The organism is Streptomyces sp. NPDC060209 (assembly GCF_042728155.1).
In the GTDB taxonomy this organism is placed as follows: Bacteria; Actinomycetota; Actinomycetes; order Streptomycetales; family Streptomycetaceae; genus Streptomyces.
In genome coordinates this window covers 42,179-62,503 of record NZ_JBHWZS010000014.1, presented here as the reverse complement: position 1 = coordinate 62,503, position 20,325 = coordinate 42,179, and the positions used below count along the sequence as shown (strand labels likewise).

General features: G+C 67.0%; 21 protein-coding genes and 3 pseudogenes. 6 read left to right on the top strand and 18 right to left on the bottom strand.

Going from position 1 to position 20,325, the window contains the following annotated elements; all coding sequences use genetic code 11:
- The 4 genes and pseudogenes from ACFWFI_RS05200 to ACFWFI_RS05185 form a co-directional block, all read right to left on the bottom strand.
- Positions 1-91: pseudogene (locus tag ACFWFI_RS05200) on the bottom strand (IS5/IS1182 family transposase); the annotation flags it as partial.
- A 347-nt stretch (positions 92-438) separates the two neighbouring features.
- Complete coding sequence (locus ACFWFI_RS05195; RefSeq protein ID WP_387385660.1) at positions 439-1,389, bottom strand: RNA-binding protein; 951 nt, start codon at positions 1,387-1,389, stop codon at positions 439-441.
- A gap of 200 nt (positions 1,390-1,589) precedes the next feature.
- Positions 1,590-2,018 carry a hypothetical protein gene (locus ACFWFI_RS05190; protein WP_387385658.1) on the bottom strand — a complete coding sequence of 143 codons (429 nt, stop codon included), beginning with the start codon at positions 2,016-2,018 and terminating at the stop codon, positions 1,590-1,592.
- Positions 2,019-2,161: 143 nt separating this feature from the next.
- Complete coding sequence (locus ACFWFI_RS05185) at positions 2,162-2,602, bottom strand: barstar family protein (protein WP_387385674.1); 441 nt, start codon at positions 2,600-2,602, stop codon at positions 2,162-2,164.
- A gap of 549 nt (positions 2,603-3,151) precedes the next feature.
- On the opposite strand from ACFWFI_RS05185, the gene ACFWFI_RS05180 reads away from it, so the two are divergent.
- Positions 3,152-3,358, top strand: a complete 207-nt coding sequence (locus ACFWFI_RS05180) for an NUDIX domain-containing protein (RefSeq protein WP_387385655.1) — start codon at positions 3,152-3,154, stop codon at positions 3,356-3,358.
- Positions 3,359-3,363: 5 nt separating this feature from the next.
- Positions 3,364-3,912 (top strand): hypothetical protein, encoded by a 549-nt coding sequence (locus tag ACFWFI_RS05175; protein WP_387385652.1) that lies wholly within the window; start codon positions 3,364-3,366, stop codon positions 3,910-3,912.
- A gap of 338 nt (positions 3,913-4,250) precedes the next feature.
- Here ACFWFI_RS05175 and ACFWFI_RS05170 read toward each other — a convergent pair whose 3' ends face one another.
- Positions 4,251-5,507: an SLC13 family permease gene (locus ACFWFI_RS05170; RefSeq protein WP_387385671.1), complete on the bottom strand. Its 1,257-nt coding sequence runs from the start codon at positions 5,505-5,507 to the stop codon at positions 4,251-4,253.
- 155 nt (positions 5,508-5,662) lie between these two features.
- Complete coding sequence (locus tag ACFWFI_RS05165; protein ID WP_387385649.1) at positions 5,663-6,805, bottom strand: PrpF domain-containing protein; 1,143 nt, start codon at positions 6,803-6,805, stop codon at positions 5,663-5,665.
- Positions 6,806-6,932: 127 nt separating this feature from the next.
- Between ACFWFI_RS05165 and ACFWFI_RS05160 the strand changes: the two genes are divergently transcribed.
- A complete protein-coding gene (locus ACFWFI_RS05160) occupies positions 6,933-7,898 on the top strand; it encodes a LysR family transcriptional regulator (protein WP_387385647.1) in 966 nt (321 codons plus the stop codon).
- Positions 7,899-8,508: 610 nt separating this feature from the next.
- A complete protein-coding gene (locus tag ACFWFI_RS05155) occupies positions 8,509-8,802 on the top strand; it encodes a hypothetical protein (RefSeq protein WP_387385644.1) in 294 nt (97 codons plus the stop codon).
- A 7-nt stretch (positions 8,803-8,809) separates the two neighbouring features.
- On the opposite strand, the pseudogene ACFWFI_RS05150 reads toward ACFWFI_RS05155, so the two are convergent.
- The 3 genes and pseudogenes from ACFWFI_RS05150 to ACFWFI_RS05140 all read right to left on the bottom strand — a co-directional run.
- Positions 8,810-9,771: pseudogene (locus ACFWFI_RS05150) on the bottom strand (IS630 family transposase); the annotation flags it as partial.
- Positions 9,750-10,046: an SgcJ/EcaC family oxidoreductase gene (locus tag ACFWFI_RS05145; RefSeq protein ID WP_387385669.1), complete on the bottom strand. Its 297-nt coding sequence runs from the start codon at positions 10,044-10,046 to the stop codon at positions 9,750-9,752. The gene ACFWFI_RS05145 and the pseudogene ACFWFI_RS05150, both read right to left, overlap by 22 nt.
- Before the next feature lie 56 nt (positions 10,047-10,102).
- Positions 10,103-11,188, bottom strand: a complete 1,086-nt coding sequence (locus tag ACFWFI_RS05140) for a hypothetical protein (RefSeq protein ID WP_387385642.1) — start codon at positions 11,186-11,188, stop codon at positions 10,103-10,105.
- A 308-nt stretch (positions 11,189-11,496) separates the two neighbouring features.
- Here ACFWFI_RS05140 and ACFWFI_RS05135 point away from each other — a divergent pair, with 308 nt between their 5' ends.
- The gene (locus ACFWFI_RS05135; protein WP_387385640.1) at positions 11,497-11,739 is read left to right on the top strand and encodes a DUF6411 family protein; all 243 of its coding nucleotides are present in this window, start codon (positions 11,497-11,499) and stop codon (positions 11,737-11,739) included.
- Between the two features lie 129 nt (positions 11,740-11,868).
- Positions 11,869-12,078 carry a hypothetical protein gene (locus tag ACFWFI_RS05130; RefSeq protein ID WP_387385637.1) on the top strand — a complete coding sequence of 70 codons (210 nt, stop codon included), beginning with the start codon at positions 11,869-11,871 and terminating at the stop codon, positions 12,076-12,078.
- 692 nt (positions 12,079-12,770) lie between these two features.
- Here ACFWFI_RS05130 and ACFWFI_RS05125 read toward each other — a convergent pair.
- The 9 genes and pseudogenes from ACFWFI_RS05125 to ACFWFI_RS05085 form a co-directional block, all read right to left on the bottom strand.
- Positions 12,771-12,869 (bottom strand): annotated as a pseudogene (locus tag ACFWFI_RS05125) (IS5/IS1182 family transposase); the annotation flags it as partial.
- 39 nt (positions 12,870-12,908) lie between these two features.
- Positions 12,909-13,220, bottom strand: a complete 312-nt coding sequence (locus tag ACFWFI_RS05120) for a hypothetical protein (RefSeq protein ID WP_387385635.1) — start codon at positions 13,218-13,220, stop codon at positions 12,909-12,911.
- Positions 13,217-14,422, bottom strand: a complete 1,206-nt coding sequence (locus tag ACFWFI_RS05115; protein WP_387385633.1) for a polymorphic toxin type 44 domain-containing protein — start codon at positions 14,420-14,422, stop codon at positions 13,217-13,219. The genes ACFWFI_RS05120 and ACFWFI_RS05115 overlap by 4 nt, the downstream gene beginning before the upstream one ends.
- Entirely contained in the window at positions 14,394-14,774 is a 381-nt protein-coding gene (locus tag ACFWFI_RS05110) for a hypothetical protein (RefSeq protein ID WP_387385631.1), read from the bottom strand. The genes ACFWFI_RS05115 and ACFWFI_RS05110 overlap by 29 nt, the downstream gene beginning before the upstream one ends.
- 295 nt (positions 14,775-15,069) lie before the next feature.
- The gene (locus ACFWFI_RS05105) at positions 15,070-15,507 is read right to left on the bottom strand and encodes a hypothetical protein (RefSeq protein WP_387385629.1); all 438 of its coding nucleotides are present in this window, start codon (positions 15,505-15,507) and stop codon (positions 15,070-15,072) included.
- Positions 15,508-15,902: 395 nt separating this feature from the next.
- Positions 15,903-16,781, bottom strand: coding sequence for an SDR family NAD(P)-dependent oxidoreductase (locus ACFWFI_RS05100; RefSeq protein WP_387385627.1), 879 nt, complete (start codon positions 16,779-16,781; stop codon positions 15,903-15,905).
- On the bottom strand, positions 16,778-17,254 hold the full coding sequence (locus ACFWFI_RS05095; protein WP_387385625.1) for a MarR family winged helix-turn-helix transcriptional regulator: 477 nt from the start codon (positions 17,252-17,254) through the stop codon (positions 16,778-16,780). The genes ACFWFI_RS05100 and ACFWFI_RS05095 overlap by 4 nt, the downstream gene beginning before the upstream one ends.
- Positions 17,255-17,667: 413 nt before the next feature.
- Positions 17,668-18,639 (bottom strand): carbohydrate kinase family protein, encoded by a 972-nt coding sequence (locus tag ACFWFI_RS05090; RefSeq protein WP_387385622.1) that lies wholly within the window; start codon positions 18,637-18,639, stop codon positions 17,668-17,670.
- 199 nt (positions 18,640-18,838) lie between these two features.
- Complete coding sequence (locus ACFWFI_RS05085) at positions 18,839-20,317, bottom strand: glycoside hydrolase family 32 protein (protein ID WP_387385619.1); 1,479 nt, start codon at positions 20,315-20,317, stop codon at positions 18,839-18,841.
- Between the last annotated feature and the right edge of the window lie 8 nt (positions 20,318-20,325).

Here is a 20,325-nt window from a genome sequence, read left to right as displayed (position 1 = left end):
GGACGAGACGGCGATATTTGTCGAAGTCGTAGCCTCGGTCGGCGAACAGCTGGCGGGGCCGGTGGCGTGGCTGGCCGCGCAAGCCACGAATGCGGCCCCATACAGGGTGCTGCGAAGATCACTAAAGCCGACACGGCTGGGAAACAGTCGGCCTGACCGTGGGATCCGTGACATGGCGCGATGAGACTGCCTCATGGCCCCAACCCCTCGAAGCCGACAGGTCGCTGGTCATCAAGCCGGACTCGATTGGACGCGCATCACGAACACGGTAGAGATCGAAGCGCACATCTGCCTGGTCGAGGCCGATGATTCGCTCCATGGCGGAATGGTCGCTCATCGCCTCCCGTGGGATCCAGGAATTCCGAACGGCCGGCGATGTCGGCGTTCGCGTGAGCGCACATAGCCGCGTACGGATGAACAGGAAACGGAGAAGCCAGGTCACCACCGGGCGCGCAGCACGCCGTCGCTGTCGGGCAGAGCGGCCTGGAAGAGCGGGGGGTGTTCGTCGAGGGATAGGGGCAGCACGCAGGCAGCACGCGCGTCCGCCACCAAGGTTGCGAGTTGTTGGTGGTCGCTCTCGTCAACGGTGACGTGGTGGATCGTTGCGTCCGGTGCCTCCCAGACGAACTCCACGGATTCGTCCTGGGGCAGTGCGGCGAGGACCGCGTCGACATCAGGGGTGAGGTCGGGCCAGACGGTCAGTAGCGCGCGTGGGCCTAGAGCGACGCGCACCGTGTGGAGGGTGTCCTCGGTGAGGCGGTGCCAGCGGGTGGCGTTGCGGAGGTATGCCTCTTCCAGAAGCAGCGCCTGCGATGAGGCCAGTGCTGCCCCTACTCGTTCCCAGAAGTCCTCGTCCGCGGCCTGTGTCACCTCTGGTTCCTCAAGGTCTGCGGCGTAGGGCGAGGCGGTGATCGGTTCCGCGAACAACCCGACTTCGAGGGTCTTGGCGACGGCTTCTTCGCAGGGCTGGTCGCTGCCGACGTACACGTACTGGTCCCACCCGACGTGCACGGTGAACGTGTCCTTCCACTCCAGTCTGCACCACGCACCATTGTCTCGGAGCATGGCACGGACCAGCTCCAGCGCGACCGGCACCGAGACCTCGGCCCCGTCGTGGTAGCCGGCGAGGTCGGGTGGGAACAGCCCGGCGAGGCCGTGTCCTTCGACCGGCGCTTCCAGGCCGAAGTTGACCCGGCCGGTGACCTCTGGCTCGCGAATCTCCAGCCGGTCGATACCCGAGTCCCGCGCGAAGGCGGCGATCGCTTCCAAGTAAGACGCTTCGACCGGCCCGTGGTCGCTCACCGTGTCCTCGGCGCCGTTGTAGCGGCCGTGCTCGTCGCGGTCGGCGGGGTTGTATTTGGTTATCCGGTGGGCGAAGGACGGCGGCACGCTGCTCCCTGGGCGGTGGGAAGGGGGTGCCAGCGTAGTTCGTGACAGCCGCCTGCCAGGTGGCGCACCCGGCAGTGCTGGCACTCCGCACCTGCCTACAGAGAGGGGGAACTGCCCCCACAGCACTGGTACAGGACACCTGCTCTGCACGTTCATCCGTACCTACCTTCGCAAACACGCGGGTATGCCGACAGGCGACATCAACGGAACCCCTCCCGCTGCTCAGTGTCGACAAGGACGCCGCGAGTGCGCAGTCGGGCCATCAGGAATTCCATCTCCGGCAACGTCCCTTCCAGGCCGTCACCGCTCAGTTCGCCGACCAGTTTCTGGGCCCGCGACAAGGAAACCGCCGAGTCTTCCCTGAAGACCTTCAGGGCCGGGACGAGGCTTGGTAGCGGACCGGCGAGTCGGAGCCTGGCGGGTCCGTTCGCGGCGAGCAGGGCCTCTCGCACATCGTCGGGCGCCGTCCCCGGGCCTGAGTTCTCGCATATATGGGTGCTACAGGCTGCGCAGGAGAACTCGGAATCCGACCACAGGGAATCGTCGAGGATAAACTGGTTCACCTGCCGGACTGCCATGGCGCCGCACTCGCCGCAGCGTGTTGCGATCTTCGCTGTCTGACCGCGCACTCGGGCTCCCTGATGTTCTGCTTCTGCGCAGGCTCCTCTCGCGGTCGATGGTGTGAGCGCGACCAGGTTCGGACCGCTACCGCGCTGAGCATGGGACTGGGGCACATCCGCGCCACTGATGGCACGATGTGTCGGCGCCCGATTCACACCAGGACGACCTCGATGTCATGGCCTCCGATGATGTTCAGGATCAACTCGAACAAGGTGGCCGGGTCACCCTGCACAGCCCGGTGTTCCACCAGCCGTGACCTGGCAACTTCGGCATGCTGCCATTCAAGGGTGAACGGAAGCGCGGCACCCCAGCCGCCTCTGAGGCAGTCGTTCAAAGCGTCGAGGTTCCATCCGAAGTACCCGCCCGGCCCGTTGACCGCCTCGCCGATCGCACAGTAGAAGCTGTCCACGTCGTGGACCTGCTGGCCGTCCAGCACGAAAGCGCGGCCCGGAGCGATGTCCGCGCTCTTGCCGCGGCGCTGGTATTCGCTGGACCACAGGGCCACGGACAACCACGCACGCCGGCCCGGCTGGTCCAGGGAGTGCCACAGGCCCTTCCGGTTCAGCTGCCCGGTTCGGATCAGCTCCCACATCCAATCGGAGCCGGGAAGCGTCTGGTCGCACCAGAGCTGCACGGTGACATCGACAAGGCCGGCACCAAGGGCCGAGGCTCTGGCGGCGATTGGAGCGACGTCGTTGACAAAATAGGACCCCATCTCGATGCCTTCGGCATCCAGCAGGGCCAGGTCTGCGCTCCCCGCCCGGGCGCGGCGGCCGCCGACATGGTCAAGGCCGGCCAGCAGCCCGCCGCGAGGTGCGCACCCCAGCAGCTCGACCTGCCGAAAGCCGTCCTCCGACACACCGAACAGACCCCTGGCCTCGCGGGCGAAGCCCCAGAAGTCGCTACCACCGTCGTCACTGGCCAGGGAGTACTTGAACCCTGCCCCGGCACCTACTGATCCCACCGCACCCCCATGATCTGCTGATCCTACCGAGCCCAGGGCCGGGCGGAGCCGATGGATCGCCAGGGCACGGCAGGGCAAAATCTTTCGCTCAATGTGAGACACCACCGACCGTCTATCGGCGGATTCCTTGCCGATCTCTGAAGCGAATCCGCTGAGACAACAGCGGCCCTGAGACAGGTGAACTGTTCTAACGGCGGCCATGTAGCCGTCGGGGAGACGAGCCTTCCCGCCGCTGCGCGCGAGCTGGAGGAGGAGGCCGGTATCGCCGTTCCGATCGCTGATCTTCGGCAGGTGGGGGCCTTCGACGCCCAATGCATTTGCTTTAGCGGCTGCGTGGGCTCTCCTCCGCGCCCTTGCCACGGAGATGCCCCAGCGGCAGGGTGAAGTCTGTGATCATTCCCTTCTTACGTGGCGACACCCAGGGCTCGCTCACGGCGACGGTGGAACACGTGGATGACCCCGCCGCAATCGGCAAGCACCCCTCAGCCCATGGCTTCCCGAGCTGTACCGCTGTGGTGGACTACCCGGGAAGGGGGTATCGGGCCCTCTTTGGCTGGGTCCAGATGGTGCGTTCGACGGACAACTCCTCCGCCGGGGCCGCCTTTGACATGGACCCGTTCTACCTCTTCGAGGATGCGCCGTCTCCGTACGCGTTCTTTGGTGTCAACCCCACCTTGTTTGACGCGCCGTCCCGCGCCAGGCGGGATCCACTCCACTGGACGGCCCACACTTACCTGGCATGGACACCCATGGATGACACCGAACGGCGAGTTCTGCCGCTAGCCGGCTTCTCCTGGGGGTTCAACATCGACTCGGACAGACGCGTCGCACTGCAACCTGTACAGACGTTGTCACCTGGAGACTGGGACACTCACCTGCCATACCTCGGCACCTCTTATCCAGGCTGGGTGTTCGACAAGTGGCAGCCAGAACTGTGACTGTTCTCGTCGCATCTGACAAGGGACAATCCCCGACGTGGGTGGAATTCTGGATCACTGCGCCAGCAGACCCTCGTTGGCACGCTGCCGACTACCCGGAGATCGTCCAGCTCCTTTCGCTGTACGTCTCACGACACTGGCGCTCCCTGGCGACGACTAGCAGTAATGAACTCACCCTGCTGTCAGCGGAATTGAGGCGCCGCCTGCCAGGTGAGGGCGAACTCACTTCAGGAATCGCAGCGCCGTCCGCCCTCCGAGCCACCAATCGACAGAGTGCCCTTCGCATCGACCACGCTCTGGTTCAGCGTGATCATTCGTCGGGGCAAGACTGTGCCCCCTCAGGACCAGGGCAGGACGAGAGCGCCCCAGGCGACCACAGGGCCCGCGGCGACGATGCCGCAGGTGTAGCCGAGGACCTGGCGGTAGAAGCCGCGGCGCTCCACGCCCCGCGCGTTGCTCAGGACCAGCGCCCCGTTGGTGGAGAACGGTGAGACGTCGACGATCGTGGTGGAGACGGCGAGAGCAGCTATCAGACCGGTCGAGCTGAGGTGGCTGGACAGCAGCAGCGGAACGGCGATCGGGATGATCGCAGTGAGGATCGCGGTCGAGGAGGCGAAAGCGGAGGTGACGGCGACCGTGAAACAGAGGAAGAGAGCCACGACGAGCGGGGTGCCGAAACCGGCCGCGTGCTCGGAGATCCTCTCGATGATCCCGGCGTGCTCCAGCATCGCGATGTAGGTCATCATGCCGCCGACCAGCAGCAGGGTGTGCCAGCTGATGCCGTCCACCGCCTTCTCCTGGCGCTTCATGTCCAGGAGGGCAAGCAACGCACCGGCGGCCAGGGCGAGAACGCCGATCTGCATCTGGAATCCGAGGGCACACACCACCAGTGCGGCGAGGGCTGCCAGCGTGGCCCACTGGTGCCAGGTGGCTCGCCCCGTGCCGGCGTCGCCGTCCGTTGCCTCCTGCTCCGGCTGCGCGGAGGAGTCCGCCGCCATCGTGCGGCGCCGCAGAGCGGCAAAGGTGAGTAGGGACAGTAGGAGATTGACGGCAAAGCTGGCGAAGAAGAGTGTCGCCGGCGCGACGGACAGATCGGTGTCGTCGACCATGCCGAGCACCAGCGCGCCCGAGACGGCCATGGGAGAGAACGCCCCGGCATGGGCACCGCTGATCACCATCATCCCGGTCATGAGCGGGTTGATGTTGTAGCGGAAGGCGAAGTTCATCCCGATGGGCACCAGGATCGCCACGGCAGCGGGGGTGAAGGTGCCCAGCGAGGTCAGGACCCCGGCCAGGAGGAAGAGCACCCAGGGAATCAGGGCGGTCCGCCCCCTCACCAGACGGACTCCGGCGGCGACCAGCAGATCGACCGTACCGTTGCGGCGGGCCACGGCGAACAGATAGGTGACGCCGACGATGGTGAGGAAGAGCTCCACGGGGAAGCCCTCGAATATCTGGTCCTCGGTCATGTTCAGCGCGGTCGTACCGACCGCGAAGCACGCGACGAAGGCCAGGATGCCGATGTTGATCGGCAGGACGGTGCCGACGACGAACATGACGAGCAGCGCGCCGACGGAGATCAGCTCAGGAGACATCATTGTCCTCTTTGTCCTGCGGGAGGGGGAGTTGGGCAGGGGGCCTGATCGGCCGAGGCGTGCCAGAGAGGGAAGCACGACAAACACGGTGAGGAACAGTCTCGAAGGGACACTGCGGGGGCCCGCTGTATGCGGCTCACCGGGGGCGGCAGGGGTCAGGCGGCTGCCGGGAGGGCCAGGTCACGTACGAGGATGCGGGCCTGGCAGAGGATGCGTGCGGCCCGGGCGACGGTGACCCGGTCGGGCCCGGCTCCCGAGGACTCGACGGCCAGGACACCCGCCGGGGTGCCAATGCGCAGGACGCGGCCGCCGGGTGCGGTGGAGGCGTTGGCCACCACGGTGCCCTCGACAAGGTTCGCTGCGGCCACGGCGACCGCGGAGGTGAGGCCGATGGCCGGGTGGGGGGAGTTCATGGACAGCATTCGTACGGACACGTCGTACTCGTGCGCGGCCACATGCTCGCCTAGGGTCGTCGTGTAGGCGACGGGCGGGCCGATGAGGCCCGTCTTGGGAACGGCGTCGCCCGGCTCGGCTCGGGGCTGTACCAGTCCCATGCGGACGGCGGCGGCGTGGCGCGTCGCGCGCAGCCAGGACGCCTCGGCACGCATCTGGTCCAGCGTCTCGGCCCCGGTCCGGTCGGCTCGCACAGCGTCCACCAGGACGACCGGCGCACCGGCGTCCACCATGCTCACGATGAGCGGTGCCCCGGAGTTCGGGATCCTGGCACCGCCCGCAAGTTCACCGACCGGTAGTTCCTGGGCAGGCAAGCCAGTGGGCAGCAAGTGGCCGGTCGTCGCCCCCGCCGGGTCGCGGAAGGCGAGTCCCACCGGTACACCGCCGGCCAGCGTGCCCGGGACCGTACGGTCACCGAACTCCTGGACCCGGCCGCCCGGCGTGTCCACCTCGGCCTCCAGCACGGCGCCCGTGTTGATATTGCGCATGACCACCGGAGTGCGGTCGCCCTTGAGCGGCACCAAGCCCTCGGCCACGGCATAAAGGGCGATGGCCGTGGCGCAGTTGCCGCAGTTGCTGCCCCACTCGACCGTGCCGGTGCCGATGCCAACCTGGGCGAAGAGGTAGTCGATGTCGACGCCCTCGCGGGCACTGGCCCCCACCACAGCCGCCTTGGACGTGGTGGGGGTGGCGCCGCCGATTCCGTCGAGCTGAACGGGGTCTGCCGCGCCGTACGCGTCGACCAGAATGCGCTCGATCCGGTCGCGGTCGGTAGGCATGTGCACCTGGGGGAAGAGCCAGCATTTGCTGGTCCCACCTCGTACCAGGGTTGCGGGAACGTGCATGTCAGAGCGTCCTTCTCTCAGCACAACGGGTGCGGGGCCGCTGCGTCGCGCCGACTCTCGCAGAGCTGTTGGCTTGAGCACAATGTCTCTTTCCTTGAGTAGGGTTTAGCTGAACTAAACTCACTGCATGCTCAACGTTCGCCGACTGTTGCTGCTCGCCGAGGTCGCCGAGCGCGGCTCGCTGACTGCCGCCGCCGAGGCGCTGTCCATGACGACCTCGGCTGCCTCCCAACAGATGTCCCTGCTTGAGCGCGAGGCCGGGCAGCCGCTGATCGAGCGGCTGCCCCGGGGCGCGCGCACCACCGCCGCGGGCGCCGCGCTGGCCGAGCGCGGCCGCGTCATCCGCCGTGAACTCCAGGCCGCGGAAGCCGACCTGGAGGCCTTCGGGCACCTGGACCGCGGGGTGGTGACCCTCGGCTCCTTCCCGACGGCCAGTGCCTCGCTGCTGCCCCTGGCCCTGACCCGCTTCCGCCGGGCACACCCGCAGGTGCGCACGGTCGTACGCGCCGGAGTCCTCGCCCAGCTACGGGAGATGCTGCACACGGGCGAGGTGGAACTTTCGCTGCTGTGGGACTACGACTGGAACCGTATCGACGACGACCAGTTGATCCTCACGCCGCTCCTCGAGGACCCGACGGTGCTGGTCGTGCCCACCAGTTCCCCACTGGTCAGCTCCGATCACGTAAGGCTGTCCGACCTGGCGGACCAGGAGTGGATCATCCGCGCGGAGAACCATCCCGTCGCGGACGTGTTGCGCCGCGCCTGTCGCCAAGCGGGCTTCGAACCGCGTATCGCCTACGCCTCGCATGATTACCAGGAGGCCCAGGCCATGGTCGCCGCCGGCCTCGGTCTGGCCCTTGCCCCTCGGCTGGCTCTGACCAACCGGAGAAGCGATGTACGCCTTCTCTCCCTGTCCAGCGAGCAGTCGGCCAGCGACATCGCCCCGGTCCGCCGTATCCTCCTGGCCAGGCCCGTCCAGCGCGCCAGCACGCCGGCGGCCCAGGCGATGGCCCGTGTGCTGCACACTGTCGCGCGGGGCTTCACGGACCCGGGCCTCGACCGCTCTCAACTGGGTGCGGTGCGAACACGGTGATACGCCGCGAGTGCCCTGGCCGGGTTTCGAACGGCGCGTATGCAAAAGACCCTCGGGGGCATCTCGGCGTCCAATGAGATGCCCCCGAGGGATGATGGTGCCTTGTCACGCCTTGGTGCTGGAGACGTCCGCGGGAGCGGCCGACCCGACGGCACGTCGAGCCGCACAGCCGCAGCCGGCTCAACACCGGTTTCGTCACCGGCAACTTCATCGGCGGCACGATCGGCTCCGCGCTGGCCGCAGCGCTGTGGCAGACCGGTGGGTGGGCGCTGGTGATGACCGGCGCCGCCGTCCTGCTCGCCCTCGCCCTGATCGTCTCGGGGGCCGTTCGCGTGAGCGTTGTACGCGAGGGGCCGCGGTTCCCCGCTGTTTCCCGATGGAACGGGCATGGTGGCACGGCGTCGGCTTGTTGGACGTCTCGGTCTGTACCCTCCCCTGGGCGGGGCAAGGCATCGACTGGCGGGGGCTACCGTGCCGGTCCCTCGTGCTCGATGGCGTCTCAGACGATGAGGCAGTGCGTTGGGCGAGAGCGACGCCGATGGGAACCTATGACCACGTCCTAGTGCCGCATCAAGTAACGTCCGCCCTGTCAGGCCGACATACTGATGGTGTGCTTGAGTACTTGCTTGCGACCGATGACGACGATTTCCTCGGGCCGGTGCGCTCGGATAGGTGCCCGGATGTGCTTCAGCCAACGGGCTGGGGGGCGGTGCCGGTGGCTGGCGATGGCCACTACCGGATCGCCGTCGAGGGCATGGAGATTGAGTTCGCTTGGGAAATGCCCGGCCTTCAGGTCACGGTTCACGGCACACCAGACAAACCCATGGTTGAGGAGTTGGTGGCTACGATCGCGCGTCAGGTCGGAACCGAGCTCGCGGTGCAAGTCCGGGTAATCCCGCTCTAGCGCCGCTTCAGGCAATGTTGGCTTGGTTGACTACGGTTCGTAGTTGCTGGTCGTGAGTGTGGTGGTTTCGCCAGATGATGTAACGCCGGATCATGCTGCCCTGCTCCTTGTGGCTGGCGTGGTCGGTGCCGTCGAGGGTGAAGTAGCGCAGGGCGGTGAGCTGCGCTTCGATGCGGTTGAGCCAGGAAGAGTTCGTCGGGGTATAGGCGATCTCGACGTTGTTCGCGTCCGCCCACGTTGCGACCCGTTGGCAGCGCTTCGTGGTCAGGTGCGGGGAGTAGTTGTCGTAGATGATGGCGATCCGCACCTTCGCTGGGTGCAAGAGCGCAGGTAGCGGCAGAACTCCAGGAACTTGGAGCGGTTCTTGGTCTTCTTGATGTGACAATAGAGCTGGTCTTTGCCCAGGTCGTAGGCGGGGAACAGGTGCCGGACCCCATGCGGGCGGGTGTAGGTCGCCCGCCGCCGTGGCCGGGGGGCTCGGTCGGGGTTCTTGTGCCGGCCACCGCGTTCGGCCGCGTCCGGGGTGGGTCTGGAGGTTGAGCGGCCCGAATTCGTCCATGCAGAAGATGATCTCGGGCTCGCCGCACTCGGGTATGACCTCGCCGTCGGTGGCGTAGAGGTGCTCGACACGGGCCTTCTTCTCCGCGTAGTCCGGATCTTTCGAGATCTTTCGAGGTCTTCCGTGTCTTCACGCGTTGAAGGGAGACGCCTTCCTCGCGGAGCAGGATGCACAGGCCCTCGTGGCTGATGTCGTCGACCACCCCCTCGGCGACCAGGAAGTCGGCCAGCTTGACCAGACTCCAGGTCGAGAAGGGCAGATTGTGCTCGACTGGATTGGACTTGGCGATCCTCTTGATCTCCCGGCGCTCGGGCAGGGTGAACGTCTTCGGCCGGCCGCCCCTGCACTTCGGGTAAAGCGATACGAACCCGGGTGTTGAAATTGTGGATCACGTCCCGGACCCGGTCCGCACGCGGGTCAAGACGTAGGTCATGACACCAACCGAGGGCAGCTCGGACGAGTCCTCCGCCTCGGACCGTTCGTCGTAGACGGTCTTGGTGAGGCTGACGATGGCGACGTCGGGGGTGGTGAACCGGATGTCGTCGACCTCCAGCGAGGTCCGGATGTCCTTGATCGAGGAAGAGAGCGCTTCGGCCATGGCCGAAGCGAAGGCAGCACGCCCGAAGAGGCGCCGTCCAGCCAAGTTGACGATCACCAAGTTTGCGGCGTGCAGCGCAGGCAGCACGTCCGGGTCGATCTGCGCATCATGCTTGGCCGGAGGCCAGCGATCTATCCGCGTCGTCACGCAGCGGACAGACTCCACGCTCCGGCCGAGCGCACCTGGTAGTAGCCGCGGCCCGGCCACTGGAACGTGCGTTCCCCGGAGCTGCCCGCAACCACCATCACCCGGTATGCGAGCCGGCCGTCCAGAGCCTCCAACTCGATCACGCTGGGTCCCTCGTACCGCAGAACACCCGGACCCGGCTCCCCCCGGTAGTGCACGACATCGGACCCGGTGCCGTTGATCTCGTCGTGGAAGCGGGGGACTTCGCGCAGTGGTGCCGGGGTCGCCGTCCACGCCTCCCGGCCGCCGGCGGCAAATACCCGGAAGGCGACTGCTTTCTTTGCCTCCGGCAGCGGAATCCGGGCGATGAGGGCGGCACCGTCGCCTGTCAGCCGGTAGAGCCGTGAGGAGCGCCCCTTCCTGCCCTCGAAACGCAGGTCGACCCGTCCCGGCGCGTTCGTCGAGAAGACCATGAGGGCCGGCCGGTACGACGGCATCGCCAGCTGATGCGTCTGCTCGCCGCTGCTTCCCTTCCCGCTGACCTGCAGCTGGGGGGCGCTCACCGGCGTAGTCGTGGGGTACTTGGCCGTACGCGGCTGTGCGCCGGGGAGCTTACTGGTCGGCTCCGGCCGCGGAGCGATCGGAGCCGGGCTCTCCGCCAGGCGCACCGCGTCCGCTGCGCACACGGCGATGTCGCGCGCGATACCCCCTGGAGGCGCCCAACTGGCTTGCCGGACGGCTCGCCCGTGCCGGGCGTCGAAAAAGCAGAGCGGCATGCGCTCTGGCAGCGGCTCGTCGGTGAGCAGGGCATCCAGACAGGCAAGCGCGTGCCTGCCCTCGTCCAGTGCGCGCGGTACGTCGCGTGTGTCCGCCCAGGTCCGGCCACCGACGAAGTACCGCTTCGCCTGCTCGTACGCATCGAGGGCACGCGCCAGCTCGGCGCGCATCGCATCGGTGGCACCCGGCTGGCCAGGGCTGAAGGAATGGGCGTTCAGGGCCTCACCGAAGGCGGTGATCTCAGCCTCGGTCTCGGCGAGCGCCGACTCGTCACGCGCGCGCCACGGCCATAGTCGGCGGAGTCCCCCGCCCCCTCCTCTACGCATGGCCGCCATCATGCCGCACGACCCGGCAAGCACCGCCTGAGGACGGCGTTGGCTCCGCTCAGCCCGGATCTGCGCCCTGAAAGCGGCGGCACACCCGAGCGTGTCAACACCGAGCAACACGGGGCCAACTCAAGAACCCACTCACAGACGCACGTCGGGCAGCTCTGCGCACCCGACCTGCGATCGTATTGGCAACAACACTGCCTTTGTGACAGCTCGACGGTACTCGGGCTCCCGGTGGGAAGCGGGGGCGCATACCGGTGGACCGGGAGGGCAGACGGCAGGACACATCAACCTGGGAGTCCTTCATGCTGATTGTTGGCATTATCGCTGTCTGTGTAGTTCTGGCCGTTCTTGCGTTCTTCGTGCCTCGGCTGTCCCGCGGTCCCGAACGTGGGACCCAGCGAACCCTCGGGGCAGGTTCGCGCGTCGGTGGCAAGGCTCCTGGGCTGCTGGGCCGGCTCTTCAGCAAGCCGTTCCGAAGCAGCTCCAAGGCCGTGGGCAGCAGCGGCTCCGCCGGCCGTCGGGCCCGCGGCCGCATGCCGTTCTGACCGGTTCGCCGTCTCCGGCGGCGAACCGGACCGTGGGTGACGCGATCGCGTCCGCCCTCGAACACGATCAGCGGTTGAGCCCCCGGAGTGGGGCGGGAGGCCCCGCCCCACTCCCGCGGAAGGGAACACATGCCTCACGTCGGATGGTCGATGGAACAGCGCGCCGTGGTGAAGCGGTACGTTCAGTTCGCCACGTTCTTCGCTGTGGCCGGGGCCCTGTTCTCAGCGTTTCTCATCATCTCCGGGAATGCTGGAGGCTGGGCCCTGCTGGCCCTCATCGCCTGCATCTGTCTCGTCGGTTACTTCTTCATCCAGAAGGGCCGGGGCGCACAGCCCTGAGCAACGACCGTGAAGTCCCGGGGAAAGCCCGCCCGGTCTCGCGCTGAGCGGGTCGCCCCGGCGGATCTTCGGCGCCCCGCCGACTACGGTGCGGTGGGGCCTTCCTCCGACCGCCTTCGAGTTCGGCTGCACCGGTGTCCCAGCGTCGGCGCCGCTCGGTGCGGGACTGATCCCACCAAGGGGTGCCGCGTTCGCCGAGCGCCATCCTCGCCGTGCGCACCCGCCTTCGGGCGATGGCCTCGGCCGTCGGTCCTCGCTACGGTGCGCAGCGGCTATCGCACGGCCGGGCCGCCATGAGGTGACGGCGCCGTCGATTACCGCATCTGTCATCGGAAAGATGTCGCAGCGAACGGGGCGACGGAAACCGCAGGTCAGAGCTGTCATTTCGGCTCCGGAGGCGCTATCTCGGGCCTGGAGCGCCAAATGAGCGTCACGGTCAACACGCGACCTGGCCTCGCCGGAGCGTGACAGCGAACAACTCGGCTGCCGCACGCCGCACGGTTCCGACTTCCGCCGCGCCCGTCTTCCCGGTCGCATCCGTGTGAGCGCACGGTGCATGCTCCGCACGGGAAACCGTCACCGGTCGAAGATGTGTCTGCCACTGACGCACGGAGCGAGCAGCCCCCTACCTGCTTTCCGCAGGCACCTCTTCAAAGGCGCCGAAAGCTTGGATCTGGGGGACGGGGTCGGCAGCGCTCGTTGTCGAAGTCGTAGCCCCGGTCGGCATACAGGCGCCACGGCTTGCGGCGAGGCCGTCCTCGCAGTCCCCGGATCGGTGGGACCGCTTCGATGCGACATGTCCCAGCCTGAAAACCTCGCGTTTTCAGGGGTCAGCAGCGGTAGCCGTTCGGAACGTGGAGAAGGGCGACGAACATCCAGACCATGACCGCCGCGCCGACTGAGCCCCCAAGGAGGGCAACTGCGAGGTTCCAACGGCCTATGTATCCGATGAGCACACCCCACCAGACTGCCGCGATAGTCGCGAGTAGTGCCCCGTAGAAGATCAGTGCGAGGCCGTTCGCCGCGCCGTTCACTCCGACGTCGCATGCCTTCCAGGCGGCCGCCAGAAGCACAGACCCGAGCACGCCCGTGGCCAGACCGCCCACGGGGGCGGCCACGCAGCCCCACTGCCCGCGCGTCACTTCCGGGTCCTGACCTGCGGGACATTCTCGCCGTTGCGCTGCGCTTGCTCCATCTTGTCCATCGCGTCGTTGATTCCTTGCTGGAGCTGTTCCTCGGTCAGGTCGTCGCCGTACTTGTCGTAGAGGTCGACCCCAATCCGCATCGTGATCTGATCGCCTTGGTCGTCGTCTCCCGTCAGCACGGTTTCTCCGAGGGAGGCACCCTTGATCAGGGTGTCCGTGTCGAAGCCGGCGGCGCGGCCGACGTAGCCGTAGTGAACGTTGGAGTAGATGTCGTAGAAGACTTCACGGTTCGTTCCAGGCTGCTTGAAGTAGTAGTCGTCGATGGTCTGGAGGTCGTACCGCTGCTGGAGCTGGGGCTTGTGGTCCCAGTCCTGGCCCGGAGCCACCTTCGCGCCCCACATCACCATCGCCGCGTTGATGTCGGATCCATAATTCCGCCCGAACTCGTACCATTCAGGCTCATCGAGCAGGACCTTTATGTTGCCGACGGTGTCCGACTTCGCGTTCCGCTTCATCTCCTCGAAGATCCACTTCTCGGCGTCGGTGAACTTCTGCTCGCTGCGCGCCTGCCCTGTCGGCGGGATGACGGGTGTGGCGGTTGCGTTGAAGCCTCCGACAGTGCCGTCGAGCAGGTTCCCGTCCACGACCACGGCTTCGAGTGCCTGCTTGACGGCCTTGTCGAACTCGTCCACGGCCCTTACCGCCGCGGCGATGTACGAAGACCAGGACTCCTCCACACCCTTCAGGTCCGGGTCGTGTCGCATGGCCCGCTCCTGCGCAGGGTCCTGGAGCCGTGTGAAGTCGAAGGCTGCGCGTCCCGCTACCGAGACCGCCATGCCTGCGGCCACGGCGTCGTCGCGGGCGGATTCGACCTTCTTCTTCAGGTCCGCGAACCCGGCGTGCGCATCTGTCAGGATCTTGGCGACCGCCTTGGCCTCGGTCTGCGCGGACTTGTACTCGCGTCGGGTCGTCGCGAACTTCGTGTTCGCCGCTTCCACGCTGAGCCCCTGCCAGTTCTGTCCCAGCGTGATTCTCTGAACGGTTTCCCCGTAGCGCTTCTCGACCTTCGCGAGGTCGGCGGCCATGGTTTCCCACTTCTCGGCGGCCGTCGTCAGAACACTGAGATCGGTCGTCATGACATCCTGGTACGTCAACATCGGCCCGGTCCCCCTACAGCCCGTCGATATTGGATCTGACACCTCGGAGATTGTCACCCGTGCTGACATCGTTGCGGAGGAACAGGCCCGAGGTTCGGCGCAGGGAAGCCTTTTCCGCGCTGAGCCGTCCCATCAGCACTTTCACCTGCTGGTCCCAGGCCCCCACGACCTTTTTCAGGCCGGAGGCAGTCTCCCAGCCGTCAAGCGTCCTGGCCGCCGTGTCCGTGCTCTCCTTCGCCCCATCCGAGACCCTCTTTGTGTTCGGCTCCAGCTCAGTCTGGATGTCGTTCGCAGCTGCCGCTTTCTCCGCCGGCGACGAACCGAAGATGCCGCCGCCCCCCGGAGCCAACGGACCTGCCGGTGTACCGCCCTCGCCGTTCTCATCCCATGCCACGATCGACCCCCCTCTCTAAACCCAGGTCAGATCATAGGCAGAACGACCTTTACAGACATGGTCGTACGTGACAGGTGGCTTCGTTCACTTCCAGCGAAGTCGCTTGTCGATGAGTTTGGGAGGCGCCCCGTTCCACGGATGGGTGATGTCGACAAGTTCAGGAGACGCCGGGGTTCTTGCCGAAGCAGCATCGGGACGGTCCTGGTGAAAGGTCCTGGTCATGCGGCGGATGTCGAAGGTCGAGCTGTACGCGGCGATATCGATTCCCGCCGAGTAGCTATCTGTCTGGGCACAGTCAGTGGCGCCAGCGTTCGAAGAGATACCACTTGGCCTGTCCTGGGAGTTGATGGCTCCAGAGCCACCAGGGCAGATTGCGGCGTGGGACGAAGTCCCACAGATCGTCGTCGGCTTCGTTGCCACGTGACTGGGTACGCAGCAGAGCAAGGCATTCCCGGTCGACGGTGCGGTGCAGCCGCGCGACGTGTGCAAGCGCCACTGTGCCTTGGTGCTGCCGCGTGGGGTCGGTGGCGCGGAGCGCCTGGGCGACGCGGGGCAGGATGGTCCGGGGGTCGGGGTGGTGCAGGGCAAGCCCGATGACGGCGACCCCGACGTGGCGTTCACCGCGTTCGAAGGCCGCGTCGACGATGGCCGGGTCATGGACGCCGATCAGTCCGGTCCCATGCTCCCAGTCGAGGGCTGTGGGCTCGGTCTCCGGGGTCTCCTCGTATGCCATGACCGGACAGTAGACCGAGCGGCTTGGTTCGAGTCATTGCGTATGGGGATCCGCAGCGCAACAGACTTCATTGGCCCCCGACGGAGAGAAAGCGGCCCAAGGACAGCGCCTCCTGGACCGAGAGCGTTCTCCGGAGCTGGGGCAGCCACGACCTTCGGCAGCGCCGTCAAAACGCGTCGCGTCGTGGGTCGTGGGCGTTCGGTAGCAGACACCCCAGCCCGCACGGGTGAGCCGAGGGCGCTTGGAGGCTCGCTGGTCGGCGAGGAGTTCGGCTGTGGGAGCGTCGATGGGCTTCGCCAACTGCCCGTCGGGCAGCATCAGGTGCGGCCGGTCGGCGTCGAGGGGGGAGTGACCATTCGGCCGTCGCCGTAGCGGGGCTCCGGTGTCCTATGTGCTTATGCCGTGGGGTCGAGGCCCAGGAGGGCGGCTGTCTTGTCGTAGACGATGCGGGCGAGGGCGTCGTCCTGGGCGAGGGGGGAAGGGGTGTCCGGCTGGGACTGGCTGAAGAAGCCGCCGCTGGGCTTCGGGGCTGGCGAGGTGGTGGCGAGCCAGACGGGGGTTTGCACGCCTTCGTCGGGGGTGATGGCGAAGGGGCGGAAGAGCGGGGCCGTCAGCCGCATCAGACCGCCGGCGTTGCTGTTGATCGAGGTGCCCTTCACCATGCCCGGATTGGCGTTGTAGATGCTCATGCCGTCGGGCAGGCGTCGGGCAAGCTCGCGGGCGGCCAGGAGGCTGAGGAGTTTGCTGGTCGCGTAGACATTGATCTGGTTGTAGAAGCGGCTGTTCCACGACGTCCCCGCAATATCGGGGTTCGTGGCGTCGAACCTGCCGCGCTTCTCTACGAAGGTGGACAGGTTGATGACCCGCGCCTTCGGGGCGAGAGCGCCCTCCGCGAGTAGAGCGTGGGTGAGCAGGAAGGGAGCATGGTGGTTGATCGCGTAGGTGCGTTCGACACCGTCAACGGTCTGTTCATATCGGGGAAAGGCCGCGCCCGCGTTGTTGATGAGCACGTCCACCGAGACGGCATCGGCCGCCAGCTTCAGCGCGAGGTCGCGGACCTCTGAATGCTGCCCCAAATCGGCCGTGTACGTCCGTAGCGCAGGCGCGTCGTCCCCGGCGGGGGCGAGGGTGCGCAGGCGGTCGGCGGCGGCCTGGATGCGGGCCGCGTCCCGGCCGACGAGGATGATGCTCTGCCCGGCTTCGACTAGGTGACGTGCCGTCACCAGTCCCAGGCCGGACGCACCGCCAGTAATGACTGTGGTCGCGCTGCTCATTGCTGTTGTTCCTTGTCGCAATTGTTCTTGCCGGGGGTGGGGTCGCCTGCCGGCCGGGCGCCGTCGTTCACTTCGCGGAGCAGCGCATGCAGACGCAGCCTGCTCTCGCGGTCGAGGCGGGCGAAGGGCGAGTGCCGGGTGGTGTGCGCGATTACGCGGTCGCGCAGTGCGCATCCCTCTGGGGTGAGCTGGATGACTTTCGCGCGGCGGTCGGTGGGGTGGGGCACTCGGCGGACCAGCCCGCGCTTCTCAAGCCGGTCGATCATCGATGTGGCGGTCGAGGCATCGCACTGCAGGAGATCGGACAGGCGGCGCGCGGTCATCTCGTCCCCGCGACTCAGCCTCCACAGCACGTCGGTCTGGGTGTCAGTGAGCCCCGCTTCGCGGGCCAGCCCCTTCAGCTCGCTATGGACCTGGGTGCGGATCGCAAAGAGGCAGTCGATGAGTTCTTCGTTCAACCGTGCGTCATCCATGCACCCACAATACATGGAATATCCAGTTATTGGAAATTCCATGTACTAACGTGGCCTCCTGCGACACCTAACTTGATCTTTATCCGGTTCCCTGCACCCGCAGGGATGGCCCCTCCTCGGTTTCAACACCTGGCAGGAGTCGCTGCTGCTCTCCGCACCGCGGGGAACTCGGCTCGGAGCTGGAGCGGGAGTTGGAGGGCATCATCCGCAAGGCGCGGCCATAGGAGTTACCAAGTCGCGCTCAGGCAGGTTGGTCTCCGCTGGTTCCCGAACTTCTTCGAATGGACTATCGGGTTGCTCGGCGGTACCGGCAGCGCTAGCTGCTGCGAACACGTAGCTGGCGCTGCGGTCGCTTCGTATGAAGGCCCTCCACCGTGGCTGGGAGCCTGCCAGCCCACATGGCGTGGCAGACATCATTCGGTGCTGATCCGCAGCGCCGATTCGTCTGCCCAGGGCGGATTCGCACCGGGGACCGAGCATGTCAGGGCGGCGACGTGGGCGGCAAATGTGCAGGCGTCGGTGACATCTTCGAGGGCAATTTCGTCGAGTCGGCTGCCGAGGTGTCCGAGGGCCTCAAGGCGGTGGAGGAGACCCGCGGTGAAGGCGTCGCCGGCGCCGACGGTGTCAACGACCACGACAGGCGGGGCAGGGACGGTGACGCGCAAACCGTCCAGTGATACGAGGGCCCCGCGTCCGCCGAGAGTGATGACGACGAGGTGCGTGCCGGCGGCATGCCAGGTGTCGCAAGCCTCCTCGAGGCTGGCGCCGGGGGCGAGGAGGGCGCAATCGTCCTCGCTGAGACGGAGGATGTCGGCGACGGCGCACCAGCGGGTCAGCCGGTCGCGGTAGGCGGAGGGCGGTACGAGCAGGGGGCGGACATTGGGGTCGATGGACACGGTGGCGTGCTCGCGTGCCTGGGCGAGATAGTCCTCGATTCGGCTGCCGCCGGGATGACGTATTAGCGCAAGGGATCCGGTGTGCAGGCAGACTGCGTCGCTCTTCGAGGCTTCGGCGAGTTCGCGGTCGGTCCACTGCCAGTCGGCGGCGCCGTCGGCGTAGAACGTGTAGGCGGCCTGACCGGCCGCATCGAGGTCGGCAACGGCGAGCGTGCTGGGCTCGCACGCGGTCACGCTGCCGGTCAGGTCGACGCCGGAGGCGTGCAGGCGGGTACGGAAGAGGGTGCCGAAGACGTCGTTGGAGAAACGTCCGAGGAAGCGGGTGGGGGTGCCGAGCCGGGCGAGTGCGACGGCGGTGTTGGCGGGGCCGCCACCCGGCATGGCCCGCAGTGACAGTCCGTCGGGGCCGGACTGAGCGGGGTTTTGGAAGATATCGGCGACGCACTCGCCGAGAACGGTGATGCTGCCGGGGGACCCGGATCGGGCCATGGTTGCTGTCTGCCTCTCAGGGAGGGCGCAGGGTGTCGCCCCCGCGCATTGGACGCAGCCGAGGCGTGGATGGACGCGACGTGCTGCGAGGGACGTAAACGACGGCATGCGGTGCAGACTGCGTGGCATGCATGCGTGTAGGCGAAACCTGTCCTTCAGGTAGGACGGGCTATGGAACAAGACCTGCCCACCCGGCTCGTCAGGGCCGTGTGAGCGCAGGTTCCTGCCTAGGGTCCGCCAGAACCGATTCCCGACGGATACCGATCGGAGCCAGGTCCCATGCTTCGACGGCGAAGTCGCTGCGTCCGGTGCCTGTTGTACGGGCCTGCAACCGCCACGGCCCGTCGGCGAGCGGATAGAACCTCAAGGTGAGAACTTGCCCGTCCGCGAGGTAGACCTCCGCTATCGAGCGGTCCACGATCACGCGCAGTTCGACGGGTGTGCCCGGGCGGGTAGCCGCCGGACACGGGGCGGTGTACGAACCTCCTCGTGCTCGCGCGTCCAGTGAGGCATGGCCGCGGTCGACGACGAGTTGCCCCGTCGCGGGGTCGAGGCTGATGTCGAGGTACTCGGACCCGTCCGCCGAGGTGACCAGGCGCAGCCCGCTCGTCCCTGTGGTGCCGGGGATCAGGGCGGCGGTGAGGTCGAAGGTGCGGCTGACCGGACCGAGTTCGGCCGGTTCGGACTGCGTGACGTGCCCGGTGCTGTGCAGTACACGCTGGCCGCGCAGGTCCAGCAGTTCGCGAGCAGGGCGCTGGGCGACCGTCCCGTCGGCGGTGAGGGTCATCTCGCGGGGAAGCGTGAGGACGCCTGCCCAGCCGGCTTCGTGCGCCCAGCTGTCGTCGCGGGCCTCCCACGCCCAGCCCCACAGCAGCCATCGGTTTTCCCCGGAGGCCTTCAGCAGGGCCGGGGCGTAGATGTCGGGGCCGTGATCCAGGGGTGCGGGTGATGCGGCTGCCAGGAAGCGGCCGTTTTGTTCGAGGCCGGTGTGGACGGTTGTATGGCTGGGGCCGCTCTGCGGGGTCCAGTCGCTGACGATCAGGACGCTCCGGTCGCCGAAGGTCGCATACTGGGGGCACTCCCAGCCGATCGGGCCGGTGCCGGGTACGTTGTCGCTGGTGTGGAACAGACCGCAGTACGTCCAGATCTCCAGGTCGTCGGACTCGTACAGCAGCGCCGCAGCGCGGCCGTCGTCGAGGGCCGAGCCGACGAGCATCCTCCAGCGCTCGTCCTGCCGCCAGACGTAGGGGTCCCGGAACATGGTTGTGCCTGCGGGTGGATCAGAGATCAGCAGTTCTGATCGTTTGGCCCATGTGCGGCCGTTGTCATAAGACTCGGCGGTGGTGACCGGCTGCCACCAGCGGTCGTTGCGGTGCGCGGAGTAGAAGGCCACCATGCGGCCGTCGGCGGAGACGGCGTTGCCCGAGTAGCAGCCGTCGGCGTCGTAGCCGCCTGGGGTAGGGGTGAGAGCGACGGGGAGGGGCTCCCAGTTGATCAGGTCGGGGCTGCGGAAGTGACCCCAGTGCACGTTCGAGTGCTGCGGGCCGTACGGGTTGTACTGGAAGAATACGTGGTAGTGGCCGTCGTGGAAGACCAGGCCGTTGGGGTCGTTGATCCAGTTGCGGGACGGCCGCAGATGGACGGCCGGGAGGTGGGGGTCGGCAGGCGACGTGGACACACGGGGCC

Excerpts from the sequence above, each read along its gene's own strand:
- ACFWFI_RS05185 (WP_387385674.1), bottom strand. The coding sequence starts at position 2,602 with ATGTGGGAGCTGATCCGAACCGGGCAGCTGAACCGGAAGGGCCTGTGG.
- ACFWFI_RS05170 (WP_387385671.1), bottom strand. The coding sequence starts at position 5,507 with ATGTCTCCTGAGCTGATCTCCGTCGGCGCGCTGCTCGTCATGTTCGTC.
- ACFWFI_RS05165 (WP_387385649.1), bottom strand. The coding sequence starts at position 6,805 with ATGCACGTTCCCGCAACCCTGGTACGAGGTGGGACCAGCAAATGCTGG.
- ACFWFI_RS05160 (WP_387385647.1), top strand. The coding sequence starts at position 6,933 with ATGCTCAACGTTCGCCGACTGTTGCTGCTCGCCGAGGTCGCCGAGCGC.
- ACFWFI_RS05140 (WP_387385642.1), bottom strand. The coding sequence starts at position 11,188 with ATGCGTAGAGGAGGGGGCGGGGGACTCCGCCGACTATGGCCGTGGCGC.
- ACFWFI_RS05135 (WP_387385640.1), top strand. The coding sequence starts at position 11,497 with ATGCTGATTGTTGGCATTATCGCTGTCTGTGTAGTTCTGGCCGTTCTT.
- ACFWFI_RS05130 (WP_387385637.1), top strand. The coding sequence starts at position 11,869 with ATGCCTCACGTCGGATGGTCGATGGAACAGCGCGCCGTGGTGAAGCGG.
- ACFWFI_RS05105 (WP_387385629.1), bottom strand. The coding sequence starts at position 15,507 with ATGGCATACGAGGAGACCCCGGAGACCGAGCCCACAGCCCTCGACTGG.
- ACFWFI_RS05100 (WP_387385627.1), bottom strand. The coding sequence starts at position 16,781 with ATGAGCAGCGCGACCACAGTCATTACTGGCGGTGCGTCCGGCCTGGGA.
- ACFWFI_RS05095 (WP_387385625.1), bottom strand. The coding sequence starts at position 17,254 with ATGGATGACGCACGGTTGAACGAAGAACTCATCGACTGCCTCTTTGCG.
- ACFWFI_RS05090 (WP_387385622.1), bottom strand. The coding sequence starts at position 18,639 with ATGGCCCGATCCGGGTCCCCCGGCAGCATCACCGTTCTCGGCGAGTGC.